The organism is Danxiaibacter flavus (assembly GCF_041060425.1).
In the GTDB taxonomy this organism is placed as follows: domain Bacteria; phylum Bacteroidota; class Bacteroidia; order Chitinophagales; family Chitinophagaceae; genus Danxiaibacter; species Danxiaibacter flavus.
The window spans coordinates 588,100-614,321 of record NZ_JAULBC010000002.1; the positions used below are offsets into that span (position 1 = coordinate 588,100).

Consider the following 26,222-nt stretch of genomic DNA (forward strand, 5'->3'; position numbering starts at 1 on the left):
CTAGCGTCTCTAGCAAACAATGGCTTAAATGTCCTTACATGCCTTATATGGTTCAAAAAAAACATGCTTATATGGTTACATTTGCAGGATGGAACTTTCGCAGGATACAAAAAACATTCTTGGACTTCAGCTACCAACAGATCCACGCTGGGTGAACCTGGCGGAAATGAAGCTCGAAGACGTCCTAACGGACCACGCTTATTGCGAACAGAAAGCTGCAACAAGCTGCATCTCCATCATTCAGAAATATTCTGACAAAGAGGAACTTGTGAGCGAACTGGCACCTATTGTTACCGAAGAATGGGGCCATTTCAGGCTTGTATTGCAGGAACTGAAAAAACGCAATCTCAGGCTTGGTAAACAACGCAAAGACGAATATGTAAACAAGCTGCTGGAATTTCAGAAGAAAGGTGGACATCCTGAAGATCGTTTTCTGGATCAAATGCTCACGATGGCACTCATCGAGGCGCGCAGTTGCGAAAGATTCAAACGCTTAAGTGAAGGGCTGGAAGATGAATACATGCGCAATTTTTACAGACGTTTTATGGAGAGTGAAGCGGGGCACTATACACTGTTCATTGAACTGGCGGAAACTTATGTCGACCCGGAAAAAGTAAGATCACGCTGGAAAGAATGGCTGGCTTATGAAGCCGAAGTAATGAACGGAATTGAAGTGAGAGGTGACAGGATACATTAAAAGCTTAAAGTCTAAAGCTTAAAGCCTGCAACAACATGATCTTAATTCCGATTTGAACAACGTATAACGTATAACTTATCACTATCATGACCATCAAAAGGATCGACCAATCTGAAAGCGATCTCGTAACAGAATTATTCAATGAATACAGGATGTTTTACGGTCAGTCTCCGGATCTTTCACTCGCGGAAAAATTCATCAACACAAGGCTGGAAAATAATGAGTCGGTAATATTTGTTGCTCTTGAACAGCATGGCCAGGAAATAAAGCCTGTAGGCTTTACACAACTATATCCTGTTTATTCATCAGTCCGGGCCTGCAAAAACTGGATCTTGAATGATTTGTTTGTGAAAAAAGAATATCGCGGAAAAGGCGCCAGATATCAACTGATCAAAAATGCCATGGACTTTGCCCAAACTAACGGAGCCACCTATATGCAGCTTGAAACTGCAACTGACAATTACAATGCTCAAAAACTGTATGAATCAATTGGATTTCAGAAAAAACCGGCGGACAACAGTTTTTTTGTTTATACCATTTCTTTAAGTGAACAAGCGGTTACTGCAAAATAACAGCTACGATTAAAGAATTACACTTAAATTATAATTTTGATTAATACAATATACAGGCGCTTGGGTTAAATAACATTTTTTAACAATGTTCTTATAAAGAAAACGCGTAAAATTGCTTTAATCGTTACTTTTATTTTTCGAGTTGCTTTATTTGCGTCGCAAAACAGCTTCTACGGTACATTAAAAAACAAAAACTCAACTTTGTAGTCGTATAATGAGGAAGTTATACCTTGCCGGTATAGCTAATTCGTTTTATGACCGGTTTATCATTATAAGACAAAGGAAATGCAGAAAAGAATTAAATCAGCTACCCAAAAATTCACTCTACCCGTACTATTGTCAGCTCTCTTGTTGATGGCATGCCCCGATACCTACTCCCAGGCTGTAAAAAAACAAATCATTAAAACAATAATAATAGATCCGGGCCATGGATATCCTACGTTGAATGCGCATGGAAAATACAGTTATGAATCTGATTTAACACTGGCTTTTGGACAGGCTCTCGCAAAAAAAATCCAGGACTCATTGCCAGACGTTAAAGTGTTAATGACACGGAACGACCGGAATGATGCAGGTGGCATTGCCAATCCACGTGACGCAAACCGTTATCGTGCAAATTTTGCCAATGAAAACCACGGAGATCTTTTCATCAGCATTCACTGTAATGATGCACCTGCAAAGCATCATTCGGAAATAATAGACTATAAAACTTCAACCTACTACACCGGCAAAGGCAAAAAAAGAAAAAAACACACAAAACGGGTACCTGTATATCGTTATTGGACAACCCCAAGCGACGTTACCGGCACCGAAACTTTTATATGGGCCATTAACAAGAATGACTCAAAAATTCAATTTGTACAAAGTAACACAGCCGTTGATACTACTGAGCTTCAGGGCGAGCAAACCGACTCCACAGCAGAAGATCTGTTCGATTCTCCGGAAGCAAGGATCATGGCCTCCCTGCGTACAAAGAAATACTTTGACAGAAGTTTAATGCTTGCAGACCTTGTTCAAAATGAATTTATCAGGCAGGGAAGAGTAAACCGCGGTGTTAAGCAACGTAATAATGAAGGGATCTGGGTATTACAGGCCACAGCAATGCCGAGCATTCTTGTTGAGGCTGGCTTTATAACCAATCCTGAAGAAGAAGATTATATGAACAGTGATCTTGGAAAGGAAGAAGTGTCCTCTGCGATCTTTAACGCGGTGCTAATGTATAAGAAAAATGTAGAAGCAGGGAAGATCACCGAAGCTGCCGGATCGGGACAGCAACAATAACGCTTATGCTTTTGTTGCCTCTACAACAAGCGCTCTCAGCGGGGTAGCAAAACGCTCCCCGTATTTCTCTGTATAAGTCTGTTCCAGCTTTCGCACAATTGCCGGTATTAAAGCGGGCGCACGGTCCGAAAGATGATTAAATAAAGGCGTTCCATATACCATGCCCTGTGCTGCAGCTGCTGCTTCCACAGAAAACCCTTCAGCCGGCACAGTTGATATTTTGATTTTCTCAAAACCGGCCTGCTCAAGATCAAACCTGATAACTTCATCATCAAAATAAGAAAATTGCAGATACATAAAGAGTGGTGTATTTTCAGGAAAGAACTCTTTCATAATATCCTGAACCGTTGCGGAGGCGGGATTGGCTGATAATTTATCCCACACACAGAAAAGCAGCGTTCCATTTGGCGATAAAACCCTATATGCTTCCTTAAATGCGGCGACCTTATCTTCAAAAAACATAACACCAAACTGACTGACGATACATTCAACCAGGCCATCATCAAACGGGAGTGCTTGCGCGTTGGCTTCAAAGAAAGCCACATCTCTCAGCATTAAATGTTTGTGTCGTGCATAATCTATCATAGCCGGGTTAAGATCAGTCGCAATAACCCTGGCGCCTTCCCGAAGGATCTTGGGAAGAAATTTTGTAAGCCGGCCGGTACCGCAGGCAATCTCGAGTATTGAATCGGGAGCCAACGCTTTTATACGTTGAGACATGATAATAGCGAACGGCTCAAACAGCATCGGACCCAGGCAGTTGTCATAGTTAAACGGTATGGTGCCTGAAAAAGAGGTGTTCTCGTCCATGGTTAATGGCTTTAAGATTACGGTGCCTGCTCCTCTTTAGAAAAATACGCTAATTCCTTAGTAAAATCAATATAATTATATTCTTTTTGAAGCTCCTCCACCTTCTGGAGTTGGGTGCGCATAAATTGTTTGTGCTGTTGTGATGATGGATTAAAGGGCTTGTGCTGACGCGCTATTACTATCTTGCGGATATCTTCCATCAGGTTTTGCGTTGGTTCATCCATGCAGGATTCGGCAAATTTCTCCAACACAAACTGCGTTGCCGAATAGTTGGGATGGGCCATATCTATGTCATAAAAACGATAATCTCTTAGCACATCTATAACCAGTTCGTAAGCCGGAAAATAATAAAGCCGCTCAAACTTGTTCACCATGTGATGCACAGCCTCTATCAGTCTTGCCTTGCTTCTGTTATTTTCCATAACTCCGTCACGTAAATGACGGACCGGGCTTATGGTAAATATGATCCTCAGTTTTTTATTGAAGTGAAATAACCTGTGAATGGTGGTGTCTAATGTTGTGATTATTTCTTCAATGGTAGATAAATGTTTGATGAAGGTTTGCGCTGGCGCTTTGTGGCAGTTAACCACCGGCCTCATGTTTTTAACCAGCTTGTATACGAATGATGAACCAAGTGTGATGATAAGCCAGTCCGCATCTTTAAGAAACTCATGCGCCTGTTGCTGCGACTTGTTTATTTCAGTAATGGCATCCTCCTTCTTAACTGATGAAAAACGGCTGTGGTGGTGCCAGCTATGCCATGCTTCATTCAGATAGAAAAGATCATCTTCTGTGTATTTCCGGTTCTCAATATATGACACCAATGAATCACACACACCTACGGGCTCGAACAAAATACCATGAGGATTCTGCAGCACGTTAAATTTTGTGCCTTCCAGGTAATTACCGATATGTTCTGTAAAACATGAACCGATCAAAAGAATTTTATCCTTATAAGTGATTGATGGCTCTAGCTTTTTGATATTGATGGGAACCTGGAACTGCATGTTAATTGAAAATGGATAATTGATAATTGAAAAATGTGACTAAGTGCAAAGTTAGTTAATTGAGAATTGAAAAGATTTCGACACGAAAAACTCTGTGAAATTTTGTATCTGTATTCCGCCATGTAATAAAAAGGTTACACGGAGAAACACGGAGAAGACACAGAGTTACACAGAGTGTTGAACCTCCCGCTTTTTCATTACCAATTATCAACTGTCAATTGTCAATTGATACGACCGTAAAGACGATTTTTTTATATTCATCCTTTTCATACAAAATGCCTACTTTATTCTTACTGATCTGAACAATATCGGAGTAGGCTGAATTGTTTTTTTGACCGTCAGAACTTCTGTCAACCGTAATACTACGATCCCATGTGCGGCCTTCGTCAAGGCTGATCCGTAAGGTAAGATTATCACGTTTGCTGGTATCTGCAGCATTGCAAAATGCCAGTACATTTTTGCCTTTTTTACTATCCAGCCTGAGAATACTGCCCTGGCAAACAGGATCAGGTAAATTTTTGTCGTTATAAGCAGTATCCCAGTTTTCACCACCGTTTTTACTATAAGCAATGATCCGGGCTTTTTCGCTGCCACTTTGGTTCCTGATATTCATAACAAGTCCGTCAGGATACAACGGTGCTGCCATACATTCGTTTCCGCCCGGAGTGGAAACATCTTCACTGATATGAAATGTTTTTCCGTGATCATCGGTATAGTAGCCATTTGCTTTGTAATCATTAAAATGCGGCAATGGATTGCCTGCAGAATGATTTGCAGGCACGTAAAGGCGGCCTTTGTACTTGCCCTGTTCAAATTGCATGGCATGACCAGGTGTATTCGCAAAACTTCTCCAATCTTCTGAAAAATGATACGCAGGATTTATCTGTGGCTGATTAGGCTTATGCACCTGAAGCGTTATATTCACCGCATCTGACCAGGTATTTCCACCATCTGCAGATGTCTTGTACCACACTTCTCTTAATCCTTTTCCTTTTCTAACTTCACCTTCGTGATTGTTACCGGTATTGTAAAACAAGAATAATCTTCCTTTTGGATAGGCAGGATCGGTCAGGTCAACAACAGGCGCGCAATTGCCGGCTTGCAGATGGTCGTTATCAACCACAACCTGCAGCTTTGACCAGGTTTTACCATTGTCCTGACTGCGCTTCATAACGATATCAATGTTTCCAAAATCATCAGAGTCATTTACCCTTCCTTCGCAAAAGGCAAGCAGGTCACCCTTTGGCAATTTTACAATTGCAGGAATGCGATAGCTTTGGTAACCTTCATCACCTGAAGTAAATACGGACACTTTGTTTTCCTGTGCGCAAGCAAAACACACAAGCAAAACGGACATAGTAAGCGTTGAAAAAAACTTTCTCATTATTGAACTTTTATTTTAAATGTTGATGCAGGTAGCAACGCGCTATTTACCAGGTTAGCATCCGTAAAAGATTTCCAGCCATAGTAAACATACGCAGGTTTATTAATACTATTAATGGCAACTTTATCGTGATCAATTGCTGCATTCACTTCTTTAATGCCATCAAAAGAAAATCCCCGGAGAACTACGTTGTTGGAAGTATTCAAACCTCCTGATGCATATTGAAATGTGATGATAACTTTCCCATCCTTGAAAATTGCCTTTTGCGGCAAAGGCCCTGAAGGCATGATGTTCTTTTTATAATCATTATACAGCGCCCATCTTGCAAGGCGTTCGCCAACATTCTTTTTATTAGTAGGGTGTACATCATTTTTTGCGCCGATATCGCTGCATACGGCCATGCCACTATGCACTATCTCCGAAAGCATTTTTCGCTGCTCATCCCTGAAGACTGGCCACAATTGGGATTGGTAATTTGTTGAATCAATAGACGATAACTGTACCCAGTAAAACGGAAGATTGGCATCTTGCCATTTAATTCTATAATCAGATACCAGCAACTTAAATAATTGCCCATATTCTTTTACAGTGCCAATTTCCTGTGCGTTACTTTCTCCCTGGTACCAAAGCACTCCTTTTATTGGCATCTGTAATATTGGCTGCACTCCGGCTTTGTATGCAAAACCTGGTTTGTAAGCATGATCAGGGCCATATCCATCATTCTTTTGTAGCGAATTGCCGCCGAGATTCTGAATCCCCCGTTCCTTTACCCATTCTGGTAAAAACTTATTTTGCAACCAATTTCCCTTCACCTTCTCTTTGAAAGCAGGATTGCCTGCCAGGGTAGCTACATCTGTAAAGGTTTCTATCGGGCACCCTCCTATTGATAGGTTGATAAGGCCAATTGGAACGGAGACTGAATCTTTTATCATTTTGCCAAAATACCAGGCAACAGCGCTCATGTTTTTTATTGAGCTGGTATCCGATACCTGCCAGGAACCGTTATAAAATTCTTTTGCATTCAGACGCTTTAGCATGGAGTCTGGATATACGCTGCCAAAAACATTCTTACCAATGTAAGTGGGATTGTAAAAACGGATGAGCGGTTGACTGGCGGACTGCAGCGCTTCGGAATAGTGCGCTTCATTCTTCATTGGAAATTCCATATTGGACTGACCAAGACAAAGCCAAACATCTCCAACCAGAATATTCTTCAGCACAATCTTTTGGTTGCCGCAAGTAATGGAAATTGATTGGGGATTTGTGTTTACGTGCTGCGCAGGAAAAACAATATGCCAGCTTGAGTCAGGTAAGGTCAGTGCCACCTTTTGCTGATGGGCAAAGTGGATTGCTACGCTGTTGCCAGGGATTGCCTTGCCCCAAACACTTACCGGTTTATCTCTTTGTAAAACCATGTTGTCCGAAAATATTTTAGCCACTTGCAGTTGAGCATTGAGTGCGAATGGCGATAAAAAAAATATAGCTAACACAAATTTCATTCTTTCGATATCAGGTTTACTTTGTTTAATAAATAAAAGCATTACACGGCGTTTCCCAGAGGACACGCTATGTTTTTCAAAGCATACGAGTTGACAATTACCAATGCTTGTTTTCTTCCAGGTATTCATTTAATATGGACATGCAATACCATTCCTGCCTTGGTAAATGAAAAGGACCTTTATATAAATTGCCTTTGGCTGTTTGTGCAATTGTTCCATCTCTGTGTAAATATCCAAACCATTCACCATTTTCCTTGTCATGAAAATGTTTGTATGCATAGTCATGCACCATCTTGTGGCGTTCTGCATATTTTTTATCACCCGTCATTAAATAGGCCAGCAGCATTGCAATAATTACTTCGTTATGTGGCCACCAGAATTTCATATCCTGCCAATATTCTTGCACCGGTCTGTTATACACATCCCTGAAATAAAAAATGCCACCATACTTTTCATCCCAACCTCTCTCCCACATGTAATCAAGCATTCTACAACCAAGGTCAATTAACCGCTGATCGTTGTTGCGATATTTTGCTTCATGCAGTATAAACCACGCACCTTCCATTGCATGTCCGGGGTTAAGTGTTCTTTCATTGATATGATCAATAATACTTCCATCCGGCGCAACTTGTTCCATCACACAACGGATGTCATCTTTCACAAAATCTTTTTCAATTTCACTGATCCATTTATCGATCCATTCATCACAACGGTCGTCACCTATCGTCTCCCGCAATTGCTGTGCAGTGTTGATCATGATCATTGGAACGCCGATCCCTTTAGAAGGTCTTTCATCCGTATACTTGGCAGGAAGTATTCCCGGTGCAGATGCATATTCAATACATTTACCGAATAGGCTGCGGGCTCGTTCTTCAGCGGCTTTACACCCTGTTGCTTTGGCATAGGACGCCATGGAAATAACAGCAAATGTTTCAGAAAAGAAATAGCGGCGCTTGCGAATGGCACTGCCCTTACGTGTTACATGAAAGAACATGCGGCCATCGGTATCAAAACAATGCTGATTCAAAAAATCGAAGCCCAGTTTTGCACCATCCAGCCATTCGTCTTTTTGCTCAACAGTATTGTATAAAGTTGAAAGCAACCATGTTGCGCGTCCCTGAATCCAAACAGCTTTATCATCATCTATCAAAGTTCCGCAAGCATCACGCATCAATAAAAAGCCACCATATTCCTTATCAAAAGAATGGGGAAACCAAAAGGGCACCGTATCATTCAGTAACTGATGTGCATAGAAATCCCTAAGCGCATTTAGCTCTTGCAAAGTATAGCTCATAAAATTTTATTTTGAAAGTTTATATCCCAATAAGTCTAGTTCACTTTGGGTTTAAGAAAAAATAATTGAACGGTAATCACCACTATCAGGATCAGGGCAAGCACCGCAAAGCTGCTTCCTAAATTTCCTTCGTCAGTTGATCTTCCTAAAAGTTCAGTAACAAAAGCGCCCGCAAACACCCCGGCCATGTTCATAATTCCATAAGCTGTAGCCCTGTATTTAACAGGCACAAACTGGCAAAGTACCGGCATGTTATTCGCGTCGAACATGCCATATCCAAATCCAAAACAGAACGCGGCACCAATTACGTTAAAAGCTGAGTGCCCAAGCGCTATTAACAACAACGAAGGAACAGTAAAAGCTAACCCACATGCACTTGTGTAGATGCGCCCTTTGATATTCTTTTGCACCCATCTGTCTGAGAGAATTCCTCCGAATATAACACCTAAGAACGACGATGCAGCGATTGTAATGGTTGAAGCCGGCCCGGCATGCGACATATCAAGATTCAGATTTTCAGAAAACAACGTCGGCAACCAGTTTTTTGCAGCCCAACCCGGTAAGCTTGTTATGGCGAAACAAAACACCAATATCCAAAAGGAGATGTTAAGCAACAATGTGAGAATATTTTCTCCGGATGCAGCATTATCATTTGCTATCACATACTCTTCTCTTTCTTCCTTGTTCTTATCTTTTAAAAGCAGGATGAGTACGATCGCGTAAACCATTCCGGCGAAACCCAAAATATGAAAGGTAGCGTGCCAGGAAAAGGCTGCTGCGATCGTCGCACCAAAACCGCCGAGTGCTTGTCCCGTGTACAATCCAGTCATATGAATTCCAATTGCAAGTGATCTTGTTTTGGGCGGATGGTAGCTACTGATAAGTGCCAGGCCTGCGGGAATATACAACGCCTCACTAATGCCCATCAACGCCCGTAACCAGAGGATCTGCGAATAAGTAGTTGCATATCCCATTGCATAAGTAACACCTGACCACACAAAAAGACTTACTATAATCAGCCATTTCTTACTCAGCTTGTCCGCCACAAAACCAGACACGGGACTCATTAAACCATAGATCCACAGAAATATGGCCATCAGGCTGCCAAAACTCGCCGCAGAATTAAGCTCGGCAATATCCTGTTGCATCGCCGGCCGCATGGTAGAAAGCATTTGCCTGTCCATATAGTTCAGCAGCGCAACGCCCCATAACAGCATCACCAATACCCAGGGATATCTCTTTGAATACTTCATGCTAATCAATATGTATTTTACCGGTCATTATATCGGGCGTACGAACGCCGGGTTTAACTTCGCCTGTCGACAAAAAAATATTATTCCCCTCTACAATTGCCTTAGTTGTAACGTGTGCAGGAAAAGGTAATTCGCCGATTTTTCTCCAGCTGTCGGCAACAGTATTATACAAGAGCATTCCTTTGTAAAAGCCGGTGTGATCTGTATTGAGTTTGTTCTTTTCTACCGTCAATTTCATCCTTTCTTCATCTGTTGATGCATGTGCTATTCTATACAGATATGTTTCAATTTCATGAAACACTTTTCCATTGTCGCCTCCGGCTATAAGTATTAAACTATCGTTGACAGCCACGCCGCTTCCTGCTGAAAAATTCATTACATTCTTACCATCACTTATTGGAGAACAGTTTTTCCACGCCTGTTTTTGGGGATCAAACGAAAATACTGCGTTGTGCAATTCACTAATGCCTGATGCTGTTTTTGTTCTACCACCAATTACATATAAGCAACCGTTTTGTACAACAGCCGTTGTATTAGCCAGTGCCACCGGAAGAGATGCTAATTGCTTCCATTGCAATTTTTCTTTACCAATGTCCAGGCTATATAAAGCATCTGAAGAAGATGAAGTCATATCTCCGCCAAATGCATATACAACCTTACCGATTGATGCAAGTGCAACATTTGTCAACGCAACAGGAAGTTGAGGCACCTCATGAACTGTGATTCCATCGTTCGCTTTATTTAATTCCAACATAAAAGCCCTGGCCGTTATGCCATTGCAATTTTCGCCACCGGCATAAACAATACAATCATCTATTTGTGTGCTACCACAATAAGCAACCGGTTCTGCAAGTTTACTTGTGTGTAGCTTGTTCCAAACAAATCCATTTGCACTTCTTTCCAGCACATGAATCTCGTTTGAGTAATTCTTTCTTCCTCCTTCCCAGGGCTTCTTATCCGGAAAATTTGCACCGCCTGCAATAATTATTGCATTGCCAAGTTTCCCGAATATTGCACCTGCAAACCCCGTTGAAACAGAACCATCAGCATTCTCCATACGAGCTGCCAATTCCCACTTCACCTGAATACCACAATCCTTTTGTGCAACTATATGCGTTGATATCAACATAGCAATTGAAGAAAATAAATGAATGAAAGAAACCTTTTTCATAAGCGAAAGCCAACTAAGTACGATTTACGAAGTACGAAGTACCTAATCTCGAATCTGTCCAGTTTTTGTAGCATCTTAAAAACTGGTTATTAAATTGTAACTTCTATTTGTTTGTTAATAGCTCATTAACCATTTGTGATTGAAATTCGCGGAAACCAAGTGCTTCGGCATCTTTCTTAAACAAAGTAAATTGCTCGTCCGTCAAATTTTTCACCGGCAACCGGAACTGACCGCAATCCAGACCAACCAATTTCATATAGGCTTTTCCGGTAGCTATACCCCCGTACTTACCGAGCAGCGCAATCATATCAATTGACTGCTGTTGCTTTTTCCTGGCAGTTTCCATATCTCCGTTGTTATAAGCGTCTATCAACTCATGATATAACGGAGCAGCATAGTTGAAGGTGCTTCCCACCCCTCCTTTTGCGCCTACAGCCAGCGCCGCTAACAAATTTTCGTCTCTTCCCCAAAGCATGTCGTATTTATTTTCGCGGAAATTCAGGCAGGATAGAAAGTCCATAAAATCTTCATGTGTATACTTTATGCCTGCAAGATTCGGCAACTGTCCATCAAGTTCCTCCAGTAAGGAGATCATTGGAAAATTAACCCCGGTCAACACAGGAATATGATAGTAATAAAAAGGCAGATCCGGCGCCGCACCCGCAACTGCAATGCATGAAGCAGCAAGCATTTGCACATTAGCAGGTCTGAAATAAAACGGAGCGGTAAACGCCACTGCATCTAATCCTATTTCCCTTGCGTGCTTTGTAAGCACTATTGCATCCGCTATGCACGTCCCACCCACAAGCGTAATCACCTTGAATGCCGCATCTCCTTTTGCGCAATCGGCCCAGGCATTTGCTATGATCTTCTTCTCCTCTAACGTAAGAGAAACACCTTCTCCGGTTGAGCCGCAAATAAATGCGCCGGTATTTCCATTCGCTTTCAAAAAACGATAGTATGCAGGTATAAGTTCCGGGTTTATGCTTCCATCACTATGCATAGGCGTAAAGGGCGCCGCAATTAATCCTTCTAAATGTTCCATCTAAATTGTTTTATTATTGATGCCGTTGAAATTCCTGATCATTAAAACGTTGTATATCCCGGAGTTTGGGTCAAAAGCCTGTTGTTGATTAGCGAGTTCCGGTCTATCGGCCATAAAAGCTTGTACGATTGGGACGGCTGCAACGTTGTATGTTCGTAAACAAAATTATCACCCATTCTTCTTAAATCATACCAGCGTTTTCCTTCAAAGACAAATTCAAACAAACGTTCCTGCAAAATCGCTTCGCGTGGGTTTGCATCGATAGTTTGATTTGGGTATCCGTCAACAGCTGCATTGAAATTTGTACCATAAGCTCTCGCCCTCACTAAATTGATTTCTGTTGCAGGACTTTGTCCCAATGCAATTTTAGCTTCAGCTTTCAACAACAACAGATCAGCATAACGGTAAACAGGAAAATCGTTTGTCATCTGCCTGTTACCCGCATTTTGTTCGCCCTGGTATTTGTTAGAGAAGCACCCTGCGATAGTGTAGTCAGTGCCAGTAAAGTTATATGCGCCCTGGATAGATGACCACTTTCGGCTGTCCCTGTCATTAAACATTCTGTAGGTTGAGGTCTTCACAGGCGCCCGCAACAATCCACCCCAGTTATCCGTAGTAACTGTAAATTTCCGGCTGTTCAGCGAATCGTAATAATTGGCAATAAACCCGGTTTGAGGAACAAAAGAGTTCTGTACAAATCCCAGCGTTGCCTCATTTAGCTTATAACGCGATGCGAAGATAATTTCGTTATTTCCTTTATTATCTGTTGCAAAAACACTCGCATAAGAAGGCAATAAAGAAAGCGCTGTATTGTTTTGAATTTCATCCAAAGCATTTAACGCAGTAGTGGCATCATTTGCGCCGCCTCCGCGATAGCTCGTCCACAAATAAACTTCAGCCTTCAGCATTAATGTGGCAGGCTTAGACCAGAATGATTTTGTGTTTCTGAACGAATAGTCAGACGCAAAACTGGTTGCAGAACTGTCAATATCAGCTTTGATCAGCTTCATTACCTGCTCACTGGAATCTGCAGGCTTGTTCAGATTTCCTACGTTGATTGAAGTAACCGGATCAGTCTGTATCACCAGGTTTCCCCATGATCTGTACATCTGAAAATAGTAGAATGCGCGCATGCCGTACGCTTCACCCAAATAATAACTCTTGTTTGTTCCAGTAATTACATTTGTCGATTTGATCTTACTGATCAGCAGATTGATCTGATCAATATTGTAATAAAATCCTCCGTAATTATTTACCAGCGCGTTATCCAGATCAAGCGTTTGCAGCCACATGTGTTCAAGCCCCTGCGTGGCTTCTCCCGTAAAGGATGCACCGTTATTTCCCGGATCTGTACCAAAGATGTCTGCACGCATTTCGCCGAGATATTGCATGGACAAATTATCTGTTCTGAATCGTGCGTGAATGCCCGTTACAAAAGCATCAAACTGATCTGGAGTTTGCCAATAGTTTGCATCGCTTATGCTGCTCACCGGTGTCAGATCAAGCTGCTTGGAGCAGGATGTGATCAAAGCCATTAAGGTTGTTGCGTACAGCAACTTTATTAATCTATTTTTCATGAGTTGATTTATTATTGATTTAGAATGAAACCTGCACGCCCAATACAAATGTTTTTGGTGTGGGATAAGAACCTACATACACACCCGTGATAGAGCTTGTTCCTTGCGCAACAGGAGGTTCAGGACTTGGTCCGCTGAATTTTGTTACATAGAACAAATTATTGGCGCTTACATAAACCCTTGCCTGGGAAAGTACTTTTGTATGTGCGAGTAACTGTCTTGCAAAATCGTATGAAAGTGTAATTTCCCTGCATGCCAGGTAATCTCCTTTCTCGTAAAAGCGAGAGTTATTACCGTTCAGCACAGCGTTTGCATTGTTACCTCTTGTATAATTTTGCTTACTGCCCACCACCTGGTCCGCGTAATAAACTTTAGGAATATCTGTTTCTGTATGCTGTGGTGACCATGCACTTTTCTGCAGCGTTATGTAGTTGAATGTACCCTGGTAGTTACCCAATGTTCTCGCAACAAGATCGTTGTAAATTGTATGTCCTAAAGCAAACTCAAATCTGCTGTATAATGTAAAGCCTTTGTAGCCAAAAGTTGTAGTGAAACCACCTGTCCATTTAGGATAAATATTACCGATATAAACCTGGTCACGCGAATCAATTGTATCATTGCCTTTTACATCCAGCCAGTTAACATCACCAGGCGTGATGCGTCCACCGGAGCCTGCAGCCAGATTAGGTCCCGTAATTTTAGCAACTGCATCATAACGGTTGCCCGCTACAGCAGCAATCTCCTTATCATCTTTAAAAATTCCAACCTGTTTGTAGGCGTAAATATCGCCGATTGCAGATCCTTCCTGCAGGCCGCCCACATGCTTCAACTGCTTTGTGTGCTCATCCCATACGTCAAAACCACCCTGCCTGTTATTGGGTTGACCGTTTGCAGGTAGCTGCAATATCTTATTCTTAACAAAAGAGCCATTGGCACTCATGTTCCAGGTAAAACCGTTTGACAGGTTAAGTATGTTGGCATTCACATTAAACTCATAGCCTTTGTTCTGAAAGGTTCCATAGTTGGTTAATACAGAACTGAATCCGGCATAGCTTGGCAGTGCCAAATTCGTAAGCAGGTTATAAGATCTTCTGTCGAAATAATCAAACATCACTGTAACCCTGTTATTCAATACGCTGAAGTCAACACCAATATCTGTTGTTTTACTTTTCTCCCATTCGAGGCTGGAATTTATAATACCTGTATTCAAAAATCCTGCGCTACCGTTATAGTTTCCCTGTGAACTGTAAACACCCTGCACATCATATGGTCCAATGCTGTTCTGGTTTACGTTGCCATTTTCGCCATAGCTTATACGTGGCTTAAATGTGTTAACGATTCTATCCAACCCCGCTTTTGTATAGAACTTTTCCTTGTGCATGTTCCATCCTGCAGACATACCCGGGAAAACGCCATAGCGATTAGCCGCCGCCAGGCTCGAAACACCGTCACGCCTGAACACCACAGTAAGCAAATACTTTTGCGCATAATCATAATTCAATCTTCCGAATGTTGAAAGAATAGCAAACTCCGAAGATGAACTTGTATTGTTGCCAGCGGCAAAAAGTGTTGATGCATTTACTGTAGATATATTATCTGTTGCCGCTTTGGTACCCTGCACCTGCATGCCAAGGGATTTAATATTATACGACTCAGCTCCAACCATAACATTGAAACCATGTTTTCCAAAATTTTTGGTATAGTTCAGGATGCCATTATATGTCTGCTGAAAGTTCCTTGAAAAAGCTGCAGTAGCAGTTCTTGTTGTATCTCCCGAAGGCGGATTACCAAACAACTGCGAATAGGTTTGAGTAAATTGAGTGAACGATTGGTTTACCGTTTCCTGTAAATAAATATTTCCGGAAGCCTTGAAAAACAAACCAGGCAGAATGTCCCATTTAACAGATGCATTTGCCGCAATGCGATTCACTTCATTGCTTCTTTTATATTTACCTAACCAGTAAAGGGGATTACCATCGCTGATGCTGTTTCCCGGATTGGGTTTTGTTTTAGCAGAATCCAGCCAGGGATTAAAAGTTGGCCACAATGCCATTGATCTGTATAGTGTATTTGCATCCGAAGCTAATGCACCAATTTGCGAAGAAGTAGAGAGTGTTACACCGGTTGCAACTTCCACATTTGGTTTTATTTTGTAGGAGCCACTTAAATCACCTGAATATCTCTTATAGCTTGAGCCTACAATCACACCATCTTCATTGTAATAATCGAAGCTGGCGAAATAGCGACCTCTATCATTACCTCCGGTCACATTTACGTAGTGATCTTGCGTGTAAGTGTTTCTGAATACCAGGTTTTCAATTTCTTTACCATGATCTTTAAAAATAATCGTTCCTCCATAGGGATCACCAACCGTATCCCAGCCCATCGAAAGCAAATTTGAATTATCCGGTGTATACGCTCTTATATCGAAAGAAGCAAGATTGGCTGCATCGGTAAGCAAGCCATATCCTCTGGAGCCATTTACTGCATTTAAGGTTCTGCCTGCATTCAGATTGCCTAAACGATTGTAGTAGATATAATCTTTCGCATTCATGTACTCGTAGCCATCTCTTCTTTTGTTATACCCTCCGGTGAATTTATACGAGATCTGTGCAGCGCCGGCTTTACCCTGTTTAGTTGTAATAAGAATTACACCATTACTTGCCCGGGCGCCGTAAATAGCCGTGGAAGCGGCATCTTTCAACACTTCAATGGAAGCGATATCTTCCGCAGCGATGTCATTAAACGGACGGATAACACCATCAACAACCACCAGCGGAGCACCGGGACTATTAATAGAAGCCCCACCCCGTAACAGAATTAAAGGAGCAGCTCCGGGAGCGCCACTTGCGTTTACCACCTGCAAACCGGGAACAGTACCCTGGAGTGCACCTCCCACGTTTGCGCGCGGTGCATTTTGCAGAACAGCGTTATCAAGTTTGGCAATTGAACTGGTTACATTACGCCTTGATTGGGTGCCATAACCAACAACAACCACTTCATCCAGTTTAGCATCCTGCTGGCTCAGACTGATAGAAAAGGAAGTCTTGCCAGCCACCGGCGTCTCCTTTTTTACATAGCCTACATAACTAATGACGAGGATGTCATCATCGGATGCCTGAATGGTGAAGGATCCATCAGGACCAGTTTCGACGGTGGTCAATTTTCCTTTAACGTTAACATTTGCTCCTTGAAGCGGCGCGGAGCCATTTTCAGATAGCACTTTACCGGTTACTTTCCCGGTTTGTGCTTTCGCCTGTAACACAAAAAGTGAACAGCTTAAAGTGAGTAGAATTAAAAAACAAGCAAGTTTGTTAGCCATGGCTTAAAATTTATTATGTATGACATAATAAAGGTAGAAGTAAAATTAACTTGACCAAATAATTTTTAGTGATTTTTCTTAAATTATTGCGAGACAAGTGATTTCCAGTGATTTGAAAAAATATTGAAATTGTAATCTGTTTATCTACTTTTGCTTTAAGTAATACATATCTATGGAGATTGAAGAGATCAAGAAGAGTTTTAAATCTATCGACACCAGTTCTTTGGTCGATAAAGTAGAGGCAAACCTTGTGGCTTTATTGCAGGAAAGAAAGCTAAAAGTGGGTGATTCAATTCCGAAGGAGCTTGAATTGGCTGAAACGCTTGGCGTGAGCCGGACGGTTATAAGAGAAGCTTTGCTAAGGCTTAAGGTGATGGGGTTGATAGAATCTAAAAAGAAGAAAGGTGCCGTTATTACCAGCCCTGATCTTTTTGGCGTGATGAGTAAGAGTATGAACCCGCATATTCTTGACCAGGAGACCTTGAAGGAAATGTTTGAAATAAGGCTTGTGCTGGAAATTGGTATGGCCGATTTCATTTTTCAGCGCATTACAAGAAAGGATATTGAGGACCTGAAAGAAATTGTGCGCAATGAACCTCCTGCAACGCAGTATCACTTATTCAATATTGAACATGAAATTGCTTTTCATGGTAAACTGTATGAAATAACAGGCAACAATACCATGAAGAAATTCCAGAAAATGCTTCTACCTATTTTTGACTATGTGCACCACAGCGGGCTGTTAAAAAAACCGGGGAGCTTAAAAAAATTCGTATCCCACAAAGGACTGGTTGATATTATTGAAGATGGATCGCCTGAATTATTCAGAAACGCAATGAGAAACCATTTGGAGAATCATTTTGCGCGGCTGTTTGAATGAGTTGTATGTTCTAAGTTATACGTAGTACGTTTCTCTCGGAGTGGAGCGCGGTGGAATAATTTAAAAGTAAAAAATGAACAGCGTGATAAACGGCATTTCCGTTTCCGGCAATTCGCCCGTCCGTACGACCGCATCCGGGCGGATGTTTGCCTTGATCTTTTCCTACCCGACTAGTCATTCAGGCGGGGGTTCTTTTGGATCAAGCCGAAAGAACGTAAAAAGAGAAGATAAAATATTCAGTTCGGGAAGGTACACGTTTACTGATGATTGCATCCCAATAAAGCTCACGAACATCATACCGGATCTAAAACCCGCTGAAAATCTTTTCAGCCATTTCAAGGCTTGTGTTTAAAGCTGTATGATTTATAGATCCCAACATTTGTTTTTCTTCAAACAATCGGATTAAGTACGCTGTATCAATATTCCCAACTAATTCATCTTGAGCAAACGGACATCCTCCAATACCTTTTAGTGCACCCTCAAATCTTGTACAGCCCGCAGCTATTGCAGCATCAATTTTTGTTGCACGGTTATCCATTCGCGAATGCAGATGAACACTAAACTTTACATGTTTGTACGCAGGCAACAAGGCATTTAATGCCCCTGTAATTTGATCCGGCATCGCCAATCCAACAGTATCAGCCAGGGAAATAAATTCAACATCCCTTGCCACCATTTCATCAGCCCATTTAAATAAGATCTCCTCATTATAGGGATCTCCATAAGGATTTCCAAATCCCATACTGAGGTAAACAACAAGCGTTTTATTATTCTTTACACAGAGCTCCTGGATCTCTTCAATGGTAGTTACACTTTTCCCGATTGAACTATTGGTATTTCTTAACTGAAATGTGGGTGAAATGGAGAAAGGAAATCCAAGATACGTTATGTGCTCAAATTCGGCCGCTGCTGAAGCTCCGCGAAGATTTGCAACAATGGCCAGCAGTTTGGTTCTGCTGCCTGCCAGATCAAGCCCCTGCAACACGGCCTCCGTATCAGCCATTTGAGGTACGGCTTTCGGGGAAACAAAACTACCGAAATCAAGCACATCAAAACCAACCTTAAGCAGGCTATTCAGATAAGCTATTTTTTCAGCAGTATCAATGATGCGTGGCCACCCTTGCATTGCATCTCTTGAACATTCAACAAGCTCAATAGTAGGCATAACCATTCCTTGCGTTTTTATCGTAAAGCGTCTTACGCAAGGTATTAAAAAAATGTTGATGAGCATCCGGACTAAGCGTATCCAGCCTTATAGATGCATTTATCACATGCTCAATACTATTCTTTGTATATTTTACAAAATAATCATCACTGGTAAATGCATAGTTAATGATGTTGTGCTGCAAGCCGACGATTCTAAGATCGTCCGCTTCTACCAGGAGCATGTCGCTTAAAGGCAAATCGTAATTGATATACATCAGGCATTCAGCTTCGTTTTTTTCGCTTATCGTTTTGGTTGATACAGTCTTGGATTTTTTCAATGACTGATTTTCCAAAAGATCAATCAATCCTGCCATACTATCTCTTACTGCATTCAAATCACTGTCTGAAGCAAACAACCCTTTCGCAATGCAATACTCCATTTGATTAAGCGTATGATCCATAAAACCGGCATTCCATATTTCACGGGATGGAATAAGTGAGTATGCATCGGCCATTTTATCCAACTCCAGGCCTAGAGAGTTTCCATAAGCAGATACTCTGAATTTTGCTTCACCCGGTTCGGTTCCGTTCATTAATTTCTTTTCAAGCAGATAGCATTGAAAGGCAGCTAATGGCAAAAAGTTACAGCTGTACAAAAAAGGTATATCGTTGAAATAACCAGTGATTTCTTTTTTGTAGGAATGTAATACGATCGATAAATGCTCATTCAGACTCCTGAAAGTTTTCCTGATATCCATTTTATTTTTTTCCAGCAGATCGCCAAAAAAGAAATAAGTATCGGACGGCAATTGAAAAAACTGATCGAGCGAAATCTTAAAGTGGGAAACGAGTAACTGAATTTCATCAAAGCGCAGTGTTTTTTCACCTCGTATGCGGCGATAAGCGCTATCGCTGCTGATGTTAAGCAATTGAGCTATCTCATGTACCAGTGACATATGGGCAGGTAACCGTTCTTTAATAAGTTTAAAGAAACCGGTTTGCAATTCTAAAGCTTGCATGGGCAACGGATTAATATCTGGGTCAAAATCCTGGTTATTTTAAAGGCCTCCAACTACCTGCGCAAATAACCCTGGAATAAAATACGGCTAACAATATTGAAATATAATTAAAAGATTATATCGGAAATAATTCTTTTACAGCCAAAGTCACAATTTCATTTTTTTAAACTGTAATGCGCTATTAATCAACTGACATTAATATTAGTTTAATAAAGATTTAAGCATAGCAGGATATAATAGGTTTAGGAAATGGTGCGTTGCTTCATGGCTTCGTATAATATCATGCCGGCTGCAACAGATACATTTAGTGATTCAAAATCGCCGGCCATTGGAATTTTGAACTGTTCATCACATATTTTCATCAAAGCCGGAAAAACACCTTTTTCTTCTCCGCCCATTACAATGCAACAAGGTTCTGTAAGTCCCAGATCATACAGCTTTGTCCTGGCTTCCATTTCGCTTGCAAATACTTTAATGCCGTTCAGATGAAGCGTATCTACAGCTTTCATAAGACTATTTACACGACATATCTGAATGCGCTCAAGCGCACCAGCGCTGCTTTTCATTGCGTCTTCATTAAGTGCTCCAACACCTTTGTCAGGGATAATAATAGCTTGTGCGCCGCAGCATACCGCGCTACGCGCAATGGCGCCTATATTACGTACATCGGTAACGCCATCCAGCATCACAAACAAAGGTGCCTGTCCCTGATCATTCAACCAGTCGATCACCTGTTGTAAGTCCTGGTAAACAACTGAGGCCTTAAAAGCAAGCACACCCTGATGCTGCACGTTTGTAAGCGCTTTCAGTTTTTCATTCGGTACATATTGAACCGGTACATTGTTATCTTTCGCGAGCTGTCTTATCTCGTTAATTACATCGCCACTGGCGTTTTTGAACATCAGTACTTTGTCAATACGCTGACCACCTTTCAGCGCTTCCACTACCGGATTACGCCCTGCAATAATATTCTTCTTTGATTGAAACATATATAAGCTTTCAGCTGTCAGCCATCAGCTATGAGCTTTGGCTACAGCATTAATTATTCGTTACATCTCACATAGCCAGACATTAGACATCACACATTCAACATCTAAAATCGCACATCTAACATCTTACATTTGACCCGTACATCTAAAATCGTACATCTAACATCTTACATTTGCCTTCCTCTCACTTCCTCTATCGCCTTAATAACACTGCCATGTTTAAGCAACAGTGACTTTGCCTGGTCATAGTCAGTAATACCAAGCTTATCCATCACCATTTTCGCACCACGATCAACCAACTTGTCATTGGTCAGTTGCATATGCACCATGGTGTTATCCTCTACCCTGCCCAACTGTATCATTACTGTTGTAGAGATCATGTTCAGAATCAGTTTCTGTGCAGTGCCGCTTTTCATTCTTGTGCTGCCGGTAACAAATTCAGGCCCTACGACCACCTCAACCGGAAAATCAGCTTCAGCCGCCATAGGACTGTTATCATTACATGCAATGGCTCCGGTTAATACACCATTTTCCCTGCATTTGTGCAAACAGCCGATAACATAGGGCGTAGTTCCGCTGGCTGCTATACCAACAACAAAATCCTTATCGGAAATACCAAAATTTTTCAGATCAATCCAGGCCTGTTCAGTGTCATCCTCGGCATCCTCAATTGAACGGATAATCGCATCTCTACCACCAGCAATCACGCCCTGCACCAGCCCAAAAGGCACACCATAAGTAGGCGGACATTCACTTGCATCAAGCACGCCCAATCTTCCGCTTGTTCCTGCGCCAACATAAAACAACCTGCCGCCTGCAAGCATTTTATCAGCTATTGCAGTTATTAATTTTTCTATCTGCGGCAATGCTTTTTCAACTGCCAGAGGTACTTTCTGGTCCTCTTCGTTGATATGTGTGATCAGCTCTTTCACCGACATTTTTTCCAAATGCCTGTAAAGGGATGGTTGTTCAGTTACTTTTACAAATTGTGACATAAAAGCTATTAGCTGTCAGCTTTTAGCCGTCAGCGAGTTTTTTATATATTGATTCTAATAAGCCATTTTAAGTACGAAGTACGTTTGGTGCAGGCATGCTCACTATTCACTTCTACGTTGTTACCAGAAGTGAACCTGCTCAAATCTAAGTACTTCGTACCTCGTAATTCGTACTTAGACCAACACCCTGCCTCACCTTTCACCATTCATGCTTCACTATTCACCATGGTACTCAATCAGCCCGTCCATAGGCGTTTTCAACACCCTGCCTAATTCCAGTTCGTACGTGTAGCACATGTCTTTCAGCACGTCTTTAAAGCCGTAAGCTATGCCGCCGACAAAACTAATGGGTAATGTCCAGCTTTCCCTGTATTTGTATAAATGGTTAAAAAAGAAATCATTCAGGCTATCTTCAATAATGTTTTCAATCATATAATGACCTCTATTTTCTGCAAGAAAGAGCGCGAATGAAGCCAGGTAACGATTGGGCTGGGGCCATTTATAAACCTTTTCCAAAATTTCAGAAGCATTTGTCTGAAATCTGGCTACAAAGCGCGACATAAGATCTTCATCAAAAGTATTATAGAGGTAATGTTGAATAACTTTCTTGCCCATATAAGCGCCACTGCCCTCATCACCAAGCACATATCCCAATCCGGGACTGTTTTTGATAATTTTTTTGCCGTTATAATAGCAGGAATTGCTCCCTGTCCCCAAAATACAAACCACACCTTTTTCGCTGCCGCAAAGCGCGCGGGCTGCCGCAAGCAGATCAATTTCGGCCTGCACTTTAGCAGCGGGAAACAATTTTTTAAAAACAGATTTCAACAATTTCGCATTATCCGGGTTCGCAAGTCCGGTCCCGTAATAATAGATTTCATCAACTTCAACCTTCCGCAGCCTGGGGAGCAGCTCTTTTTGCAGAACTGCAATTATCTGCTCATTGTTTAAAAAGTAAGGGCTTATCCCTTGTGTAACTATCTTCTTTTTTTTGCCTTCTTGTAAAAAACTCCACTCACATTTGGTAGAACCGCTGTCTGCTATCAATTTTGTACCCATAAAAATTTATTTATCTTCCGGTAAGGAAGCATTAAAAAGTAAGTGTTTACATTGGATATTGTTTGCGGATTGTTGAAAATCTGCCTTCAAGGCCCTCATTTTGCCACTCAGCGCACAAAAACACGATGTTAACATTAAACTATTTTGACGTGAATATTTAATAGTGATATTCGTGTTCTGTAGAATTAAGGTACAAAGAAGCAACTTTTATGAACAATAAAAAATTACAAATTGGGCTTCCGTTTCTGATGGCTGTTGTTTTAACAGCGGGAATGTGGCTCGGGTTTAAGCTTAAGGGAGATGTGGGAAATGGCAATAACATGACCTTTCTGAGAAATACAAAAAGAAGCACACTTCAGGAAATAATGGATCTTGTAAAAAGCAAGTATGTTGACAATATTCCGGATAGTATTAATGATTTTGTAATCCAGGACATGCTGGCCCATCTTGATCCTCATTCGGTATATATACCTGCTAAGGACCTGATGGAAGTGAACGAGGATCTGCAGGGCAATTTTGAAGGCATTGGCGTTGAATTCCAGATATTTAATGATACAGTGAATGTACTGAACGTACTTGCTGACGGACCATCTTATAAAGCCGGGGTGCAGGTTGGAGACAAAATCATTACTGTAAATGACACTTCTAAAATAGCAGGCATCAAGATTAAACCGGATGAGATCCGCAACCTGTTACGCGGACCTAGAAGCTCCAAAGTGAGCATTACTGTTTTGAGAGGTACTGAGATAAAGAAGATCGATATTGAAAGAGGAACTATTCCTTTACCATCGGTAGACGTTGCATATATGCTAACTCCGCAGACAGGTTTTATTCGCATCAATAAATTTTCCGAAACAACGTATGAGGAATTTATGCAGAACCTGGAAAAGCTACAAAAAGAGGGCATGAAAAGCCTTGTACTAGACCTGAGAGGCAACGGTGGCGGTATTCTACAGGAAGCAGCAGATATTGCTGATGAATTTCTGAACGATCAAAAAATGATCGTATATACAGAAGGCACGCACGTTCCCAGAATGGAGTACAAATGTAAGCGTGACGGTCTTTTTGAAAGCGGCAAACTTGCGGTATTGGTTGATGAAACATCTGCATCTGCAAGTGAAATTCTCTCCGGAGCCTTACAGGATTGGGACAGAGGAACGATCATTGGCCGCAGAACTTTCGGTAAAGGCCTGGTTCAGCAACAATTTATGCTCACTAACGGTTCTGCACTAAGGTTAACAATAGCGCGTTATTACACACCGCTCGGACGGAATATTCAAAAACCCTACAACAAAGGTAAAGATGCCTACGAGGACGAGCTGATAGAACGTTTTCATAATGGAGAAGTAGTGATGGGCGATACAAGCAAACCGTCCGGAAAAGCATATAAAACACCGGCAGGACGTTTGGTATATGGCGGTGGCGGAATTACACCAGATGTGTTTGTTCCTTTTGACACAACAACCCAACCAAAAGAAATAACCAAAATGTACATGAAAGGCACTTTGAACAAGTTTGTGTACAACTACTATATACAGAATAAAAGCTATTTGCAGTCTTTTAAATCTCCGGTCGACTTTGCCAAAGGGTTTACTGCGGGAGAAAAAGAATGGCAACAACTGGAATCTGCAGCACAAAAAGATTCAATCGATCTTGCCACAGTTCCAACTGCTGCAAAAACTGATATGCTTAAAAGATTGCAAGCACTAATTGCCCGCCAGATCTGGAGAACTGAAGGATTTTTTGAAGTGAACAATATCACTGACCCGATGATAAGTAAGGCGCTGGAGGCAGTGAAGTAAGGAGAATGTGCGCATTTGCATGTGTGTGAATGTGCAAATGCGGTTGTAAAATCCGGATGTATACAGATATCTAAGTTGATAGACACATAAAGCCTGGAAATTAGAAAGCTCAATAAAGAAAAGTTTATTGAGCTTTTTAATTTTCATTCATTTCAGATATTTTTTTGTAATCTCAATTCGCAGATCTGCACATTCGCACATTTACACATTCGCATATTTGCACATCTACAAATTTGCACATTCGCACATTCACCCAATTTCGTAGTTCACATTGTACAGCATTTCAAACTGTTTTTGTGTGATTGATGCCGGCGTATTCTTTATAAGAAAGTTTCTCAGCGCCCGGGCAAAGCCACTCTTAAAATTTGTAGCCCTGGCAATCTGGTAAGATGTTTTCACAATTTTCTTTGCTCTTTTCATGCGAAGATGCTGGTATTGTTCAAACGCACCAGTAATTGTTTGATTCACTTTTAAGCAGCCGGCCAAAACCCAGGCATCTTCAATAGCCTGGCTGGCGCCCTGCCCAAGATTGGGTGTTGTTGCGTGTGCCGCATCACCGATCAACACAATTCTCCCGTTGAACCATTTATCAATTGGTCGAAAATCATACAGGTCGCTTTTTATCAGCATCGCAGGGTCTATATTGTCAACAACAACATTCATATTACCGTAAAAGTGTTTCAGATCTTTTTTAATAAGCGCCAAGGCATCTCCGTTAGATAGCTGGTTACCCTCAGGCATAGCTTTTGTGTACCAGAAATACACCTGGTTCTCTCCCACTTGTGAATAACTGGCTCGCAAACCACTTGAATAACCCCATACTTCTGCAGCCTCATTAATTTCATTTTCTGGTAGTTGCATATTAACCGTTGCCCGCCAGCAGGTTTGTCCTGAATACCTGTAAAAAGCATTTGTTACATATTGTTCGCGAATAACGGATCTTATGCCATCTGCTCCGACGAGCAAATCACCTGCTGCTGTTGTTCCATCTGCAAAACAAACTTTTACGCCATCTTTATTCTGCTCTACAGATACACATCGCTTATTCAGTTGGATAGCATTACCCATTTCTTCCGCAAGGATTTTCTGCAACGTGGATCTGTGTATGGCTTGTGAAGTGTGTCCATATTTATCAAGCAATGCTTCGTTATCTATCGTCTGAAGTATATTTCCTTTATAATCTTTGATGTACGCTTTCTTCAAACAAACAGATGAAGCTTTTATTTTCTCCGCAACGCCAAGTTTTTCGAACATATTCATGGCATTTGCACCGAGCCAGATACCGGCACCAACTGCTTTTATTTCTTCCGCCGCCTCGTACACTTCAAAGCTGATCCCTCTCTGTTTTAATGCTATAGCAGTTGTTAATCCACCAATGCCGCCGCCAATAATCAAAGCTTTCATATTGAGTTTTTTATTT

21 protein-coding genes are annotated in these 26,222 nt (G+C 41.5%); 5 read left to right on the forward strand and 16 right to left on the reverse strand.

Going from position 1 to position 26,222, the window contains the following annotated elements; genetic code table 11:
- Positions 1–88: 88 nt before the first annotated feature.
- The 3 genes from QTN47_RS08140 to QTN47_RS08150 all read left to right on the forward strand — a co-directional run bounded on the left by QTN47_RS08140 (position 89) and on the right by QTN47_RS08150 (position 2,550).
- A complete protein-coding gene (locus tag QTN47_RS08140) occupies positions 89–697 on the forward strand; it encodes a MiaE family protein (RefSeq protein WP_369328851.1) in 609 nt (202 codons plus the stop codon).
- Between the two features lie 86 nt (positions 698–783).
- Positions 784–1,269: a GNAT family N-acetyltransferase gene (locus tag QTN47_RS08145; protein WP_369328852.1), complete on the forward strand. Its 486-nt coding sequence runs from the start codon at positions 784–786 to the stop codon at positions 1,267–1,269.
- A 285-nt stretch (positions 1,270–1,554) separates the two neighbouring features.
- A complete protein-coding gene (locus QTN47_RS08150; protein WP_369328853.1) occupies positions 1,555–2,550 on the forward strand; it encodes an N-acetylmuramoyl-L-alanine amidase family protein in 996 nt (331 codons plus the stop codon).
- Between the two features lie 3 nt (positions 2,551–2,553).
- Here the strand turns inward: QTN47_RS08150 and QTN47_RS08155 are convergent, their stop codons facing one another.
- The 10 genes from QTN47_RS08155 to QTN47_RS08200 all read right to left on the reverse strand — a co-directional run bounded on the left by QTN47_RS08155 (position 2,554) and on the right by QTN47_RS08200 (position 16,912).
- On the reverse strand, positions 2,554–3,360 hold the full coding sequence (locus QTN47_RS08155) for a class I SAM-dependent methyltransferase (protein ID WP_369328854.1): 807 nt from the start codon (positions 3,358–3,360) through the stop codon (positions 2,554–2,556).
- Positions 3,361–3,377: 17 nt separating this feature from the next.
- Entirely contained in the window at positions 3,378–4,367 is a 990-nt protein-coding gene (locus QTN47_RS08160; RefSeq protein ID WP_369328855.1) for a GSCFA domain-containing protein, read from the reverse strand.
- A 214-nt stretch (positions 4,368–4,581) separates the two neighbouring features.
- Positions 4,582–5,751 (reverse strand): sialidase family protein, encoded by a 1,170-nt coding sequence (locus QTN47_RS08165; protein WP_369328856.1) that lies wholly within the window; start codon positions 5,749–5,751, stop codon positions 4,582–4,584.
- The gene (locus QTN47_RS08170) at positions 5,751–7,250 is read right to left on the reverse strand and encodes a sialate O-acetylesterase (protein WP_369328857.1); all 1,500 of its coding nucleotides are present in this window, start codon (positions 7,248–7,250) and stop codon (positions 5,751–5,753) included. Before QTN47_RS08170 ends, QTN47_RS08165 begins: the two co-directional genes overlap by 1 nt.
- Before the next feature lie 97 nt (positions 7,251–7,347).
- Positions 7,348–8,544: an AGE family epimerase/isomerase gene (locus tag QTN47_RS08175; protein ID WP_369328858.1), complete on the reverse strand. Its 1,197-nt coding sequence runs from the start codon at positions 8,542–8,544 to the stop codon at positions 7,348–7,350.
- A 35-nt stretch (positions 8,545–8,579) separates the two neighbouring features.
- On the reverse strand, positions 8,580–9,797 hold the full coding sequence (locus QTN47_RS08180; RefSeq protein WP_369328859.1) for an MFS transporter: 1,218 nt from the start codon (positions 9,795–9,797) through the stop codon (positions 8,580–8,582).
- Position 9,798: 1 nt separating this feature from the next.
- On the reverse strand, positions 9,799–10,968 hold the full coding sequence (locus QTN47_RS08185; protein WP_369328860.1) for a Kelch repeat-containing protein: 1,170 nt from the start codon (positions 10,966–10,968) through the stop codon (positions 9,799–9,801).
- A 103-nt stretch (positions 10,969–11,071) separates the two neighbouring features.
- The gene (locus tag QTN47_RS08190) at positions 11,072–12,013 is read right to left on the reverse strand and encodes a dihydrodipicolinate synthase family protein (protein ID WP_369328861.1); all 942 of its coding nucleotides are present in this window, start codon (positions 12,011–12,013) and stop codon (positions 11,072–11,074) included.
- Between the two features lie 41 nt (positions 12,014–12,054).
- Positions 12,055–13,590 carry a SusD family outer membrane lipoprotein NanU gene (nanU, locus tag QTN47_RS08195; RefSeq protein ID WP_369328862.1) on the reverse strand — a complete coding sequence of 512 codons (1,536 nt, stop codon included), beginning with the start codon at positions 13,588–13,590 and terminating at the stop codon, positions 12,055–12,057.
- 19 nt (positions 13,591–13,609) lie between these two features.
- Complete coding sequence (locus QTN47_RS08200) at positions 13,610–16,912, reverse strand: SusC/RagA family TonB-linked outer membrane protein (protein WP_369328863.1); 3,303 nt, start codon at positions 16,910–16,912, stop codon at positions 13,610–13,612.
- 172 nt (positions 16,913–17,084) lie between these two features.
- Between QTN47_RS08200 and QTN47_RS08205 the strand changes: the two genes are divergently transcribed.
- A complete protein-coding gene (locus tag QTN47_RS08205; protein ID WP_369328864.1) occupies positions 17,085–17,792 on the forward strand; it encodes a FadR/GntR family transcriptional regulator in 708 nt (235 codons plus the stop codon).
- Positions 17,793–18,096: 304 nt separating this feature from the next.
- On the opposite strand, the gene QTN47_RS08210 is transcribed toward QTN47_RS08205, so the two are convergent.
- The 5 genes from QTN47_RS08210 to QTN47_RS08230 form a co-directional block, all read right to left on the reverse strand.
- Entirely contained in the window at positions 18,097–18,957 is an 861-nt protein-coding gene (locus QTN47_RS08210) for a hydroxymethylglutaryl-CoA lyase-like TIM-barrel protein (RefSeq protein ID WP_369328865.1), read from the reverse strand.
- Positions 18,944–19,957, reverse strand: coding sequence for a hypothetical protein (locus tag QTN47_RS08215; RefSeq protein WP_369328866.1), 1,014 nt, complete (start codon positions 19,955–19,957; stop codon positions 18,944–18,946). Before QTN47_RS08215 ends, QTN47_RS08210 begins: the two co-directional genes overlap by 14 nt.
- Positions 19,958–20,199: 242 nt before the next feature.
- Positions 20,200–20,946 carry a 23S rRNA (guanosine(2251)-2'-O)-methyltransferase RlmB gene (gene rlmB, locus QTN47_RS08220; protein ID WP_369328867.1) on the reverse strand — a complete coding sequence of 249 codons (747 nt, stop codon included), beginning with the start codon at positions 20,944–20,946 and terminating at the stop codon, positions 20,200–20,202.
- A 167-nt stretch (positions 20,947–21,113) separates the two neighbouring features.
- Positions 21,114–21,941 carry an N-acetylmuramic acid 6-phosphate etherase gene (gene murQ / locus QTN47_RS08225; RefSeq protein ID WP_369328868.1) on the reverse strand — a complete coding sequence of 276 codons (828 nt, stop codon included), beginning with the start codon at positions 21,939–21,941 and terminating at the stop codon, positions 21,114–21,116.
- A 216-nt stretch (positions 21,942–22,157) separates the two neighbouring features.
- Positions 22,158–23,000: an N-acetylglucosamine kinase gene (locus tag QTN47_RS08230; RefSeq protein WP_369328869.1), complete on the reverse strand. Its 843-nt coding sequence runs from the start codon at positions 22,998–23,000 to the stop codon at positions 22,158–22,160.
- A gap of 209 nt (positions 23,001–23,209) precedes the next feature.
- On the opposite strand from QTN47_RS08230, the gene QTN47_RS08235 reads away from it, so the two are divergent.
- Entirely contained in the window at positions 23,210–24,802 is a 1,593-nt protein-coding gene (locus QTN47_RS08235; protein WP_369328870.1) for a S41 family peptidase, read from the forward strand.
- Between the two features lie 249 nt (positions 24,803–25,051).
- Here QTN47_RS08235 and QTN47_RS08240 read toward each other — a convergent pair whose 3' ends face one another.
- A complete protein-coding gene (locus QTN47_RS08240; RefSeq protein WP_369328871.1) occupies positions 25,052–26,206 on the reverse strand; it encodes an FAD-dependent monooxygenase in 1,155 nt (384 codons plus the stop codon).
- Positions 26,207–26,222: the final 16 nt, after the last annotated feature.

Bases quoted from the DNA above. Each gene is read 5' to 3' on its own strand.
- QTN47_RS08140 (WP_369328851.1), top strand. From the start codon at position 89: ATGGAACTTTCGCAGGATACAAAAAACATTCTTGGACTTCAGCTACCA.
- QTN47_RS08145 (WP_369328852.1), top strand. From the start codon at position 784: ATGACCATCAAAAGGATCGACCAATCTGAAAGCGATCTCGTAACAGAA.
- QTN47_RS08150 (WP_369328853.1), top strand. From the start codon at position 1,555: ATGCAGAAAAGAATTAAATCAGCTACCCAAAAATTCACTCTACCCGTA.
- QTN47_RS08155 (WP_369328854.1), bottom strand. From the start codon at position 3,360: ATGGACGAGAACACCTCTTTTTCAGGCACCATACCGTTTAACTATGAC.
- QTN47_RS08160 (WP_369328855.1), bottom strand. From the start codon at position 4,367: ATGCAGTTCCAGGTTCCCATCAATATCAAAAAGCTAGAGCCATCAATC.
- QTN47_RS08165 (WP_369328856.1), bottom strand. From the start codon at position 5,751: ATGAGAAAGTTTTTTTCAACGCTTACTATGTCCGTTTTGCTTGTGTGT.
- QTN47_RS08170 (WP_369328857.1), bottom strand. From the start codon at position 7,250: ATGAAATTTGTGTTAGCTATATTTTTTTTATCGCCATTCGCACTCAAT.
- QTN47_RS08175 (WP_369328858.1), bottom strand. From the start codon at position 8,544: ATGAGCTATACTTTGCAAGAGCTAAATGCGCTTAGGGATTTCTATGCA.
- QTN47_RS08180 (WP_369328859.1), bottom strand. From the start codon at position 9,797: ATGAAGTATTCAAAGAGATATCCCTGGGTATTGGTGATGCTGTTATGG.
- QTN47_RS08185 (WP_369328860.1), bottom strand. From the start codon at position 10,968: ATGAAAAAGGTTTCTTTCATTCATTTATTTTCTTCAATTGCTATGTTG.
- QTN47_RS08190 (WP_369328861.1), bottom strand. From the start codon at position 12,013: ATGGAACATTTAGAAGGATTAATTGCGGCGCCCTTTACGCCTATGCAT.
- nanU (WP_369328862.1), bottom strand. From the start codon at position 13,590: ATGAAAAATAGATTAATAAAGTTGCTGTACGCAACAACCTTAATGGCT.
- QTN47_RS08200 (WP_369328863.1), bottom strand. From the start codon at position 16,912: ATGGCTAACAAACTTGCTTGTTTTTTAATTCTACTCACTTTAAGCTGT.
- QTN47_RS08205 (WP_369328864.1), top strand. From the start codon at position 17,085: ATGGAGATTGAAGAGATCAAGAAGAGTTTTAAATCTATCGACACCAGT.
- QTN47_RS08210 (WP_369328865.1), bottom strand. From the start codon at position 18,957: ATGCCTACTATTGAGCTTGTTGAATGTTCAAGAGATGCAATGCAAGGG.
- QTN47_RS08215 (WP_369328866.1), bottom strand. From the start codon at position 19,957: ATGCAAGCTTTAGAATTGCAAACCGGTTTCTTTAAACTTATTAAAGAA.
- rlmB (WP_369328867.1), bottom strand. From the start codon at position 20,946: ATGTTTCAATCAAAGAAGAATATTATTGCAGGGCGTAATCCGGTAGTG.
- murQ (WP_369328868.1), bottom strand. From the start codon at position 21,941: ATGTCACAATTTGTAAAAGTAACTGAACAACCATCCCTTTACAGGCAT.
- QTN47_RS08230 (WP_369328869.1), bottom strand. From the start codon at position 23,000: ATGGGTACAAAATTGATAGCAGACAGCGGTTCTACCAAATGTGAGTGG.
- QTN47_RS08235 (WP_369328870.1), top strand. From the start codon at position 23,210: ATGAACAATAAAAAATTACAAATTGGGCTTCCGTTTCTGATGGCTGTT.
- QTN47_RS08240 (WP_369328871.1), bottom strand. From the start codon at position 26,206: ATGAAAGCTTTGATTATTGGCGGCGGCATTGGTGGATTAACAACTGCT.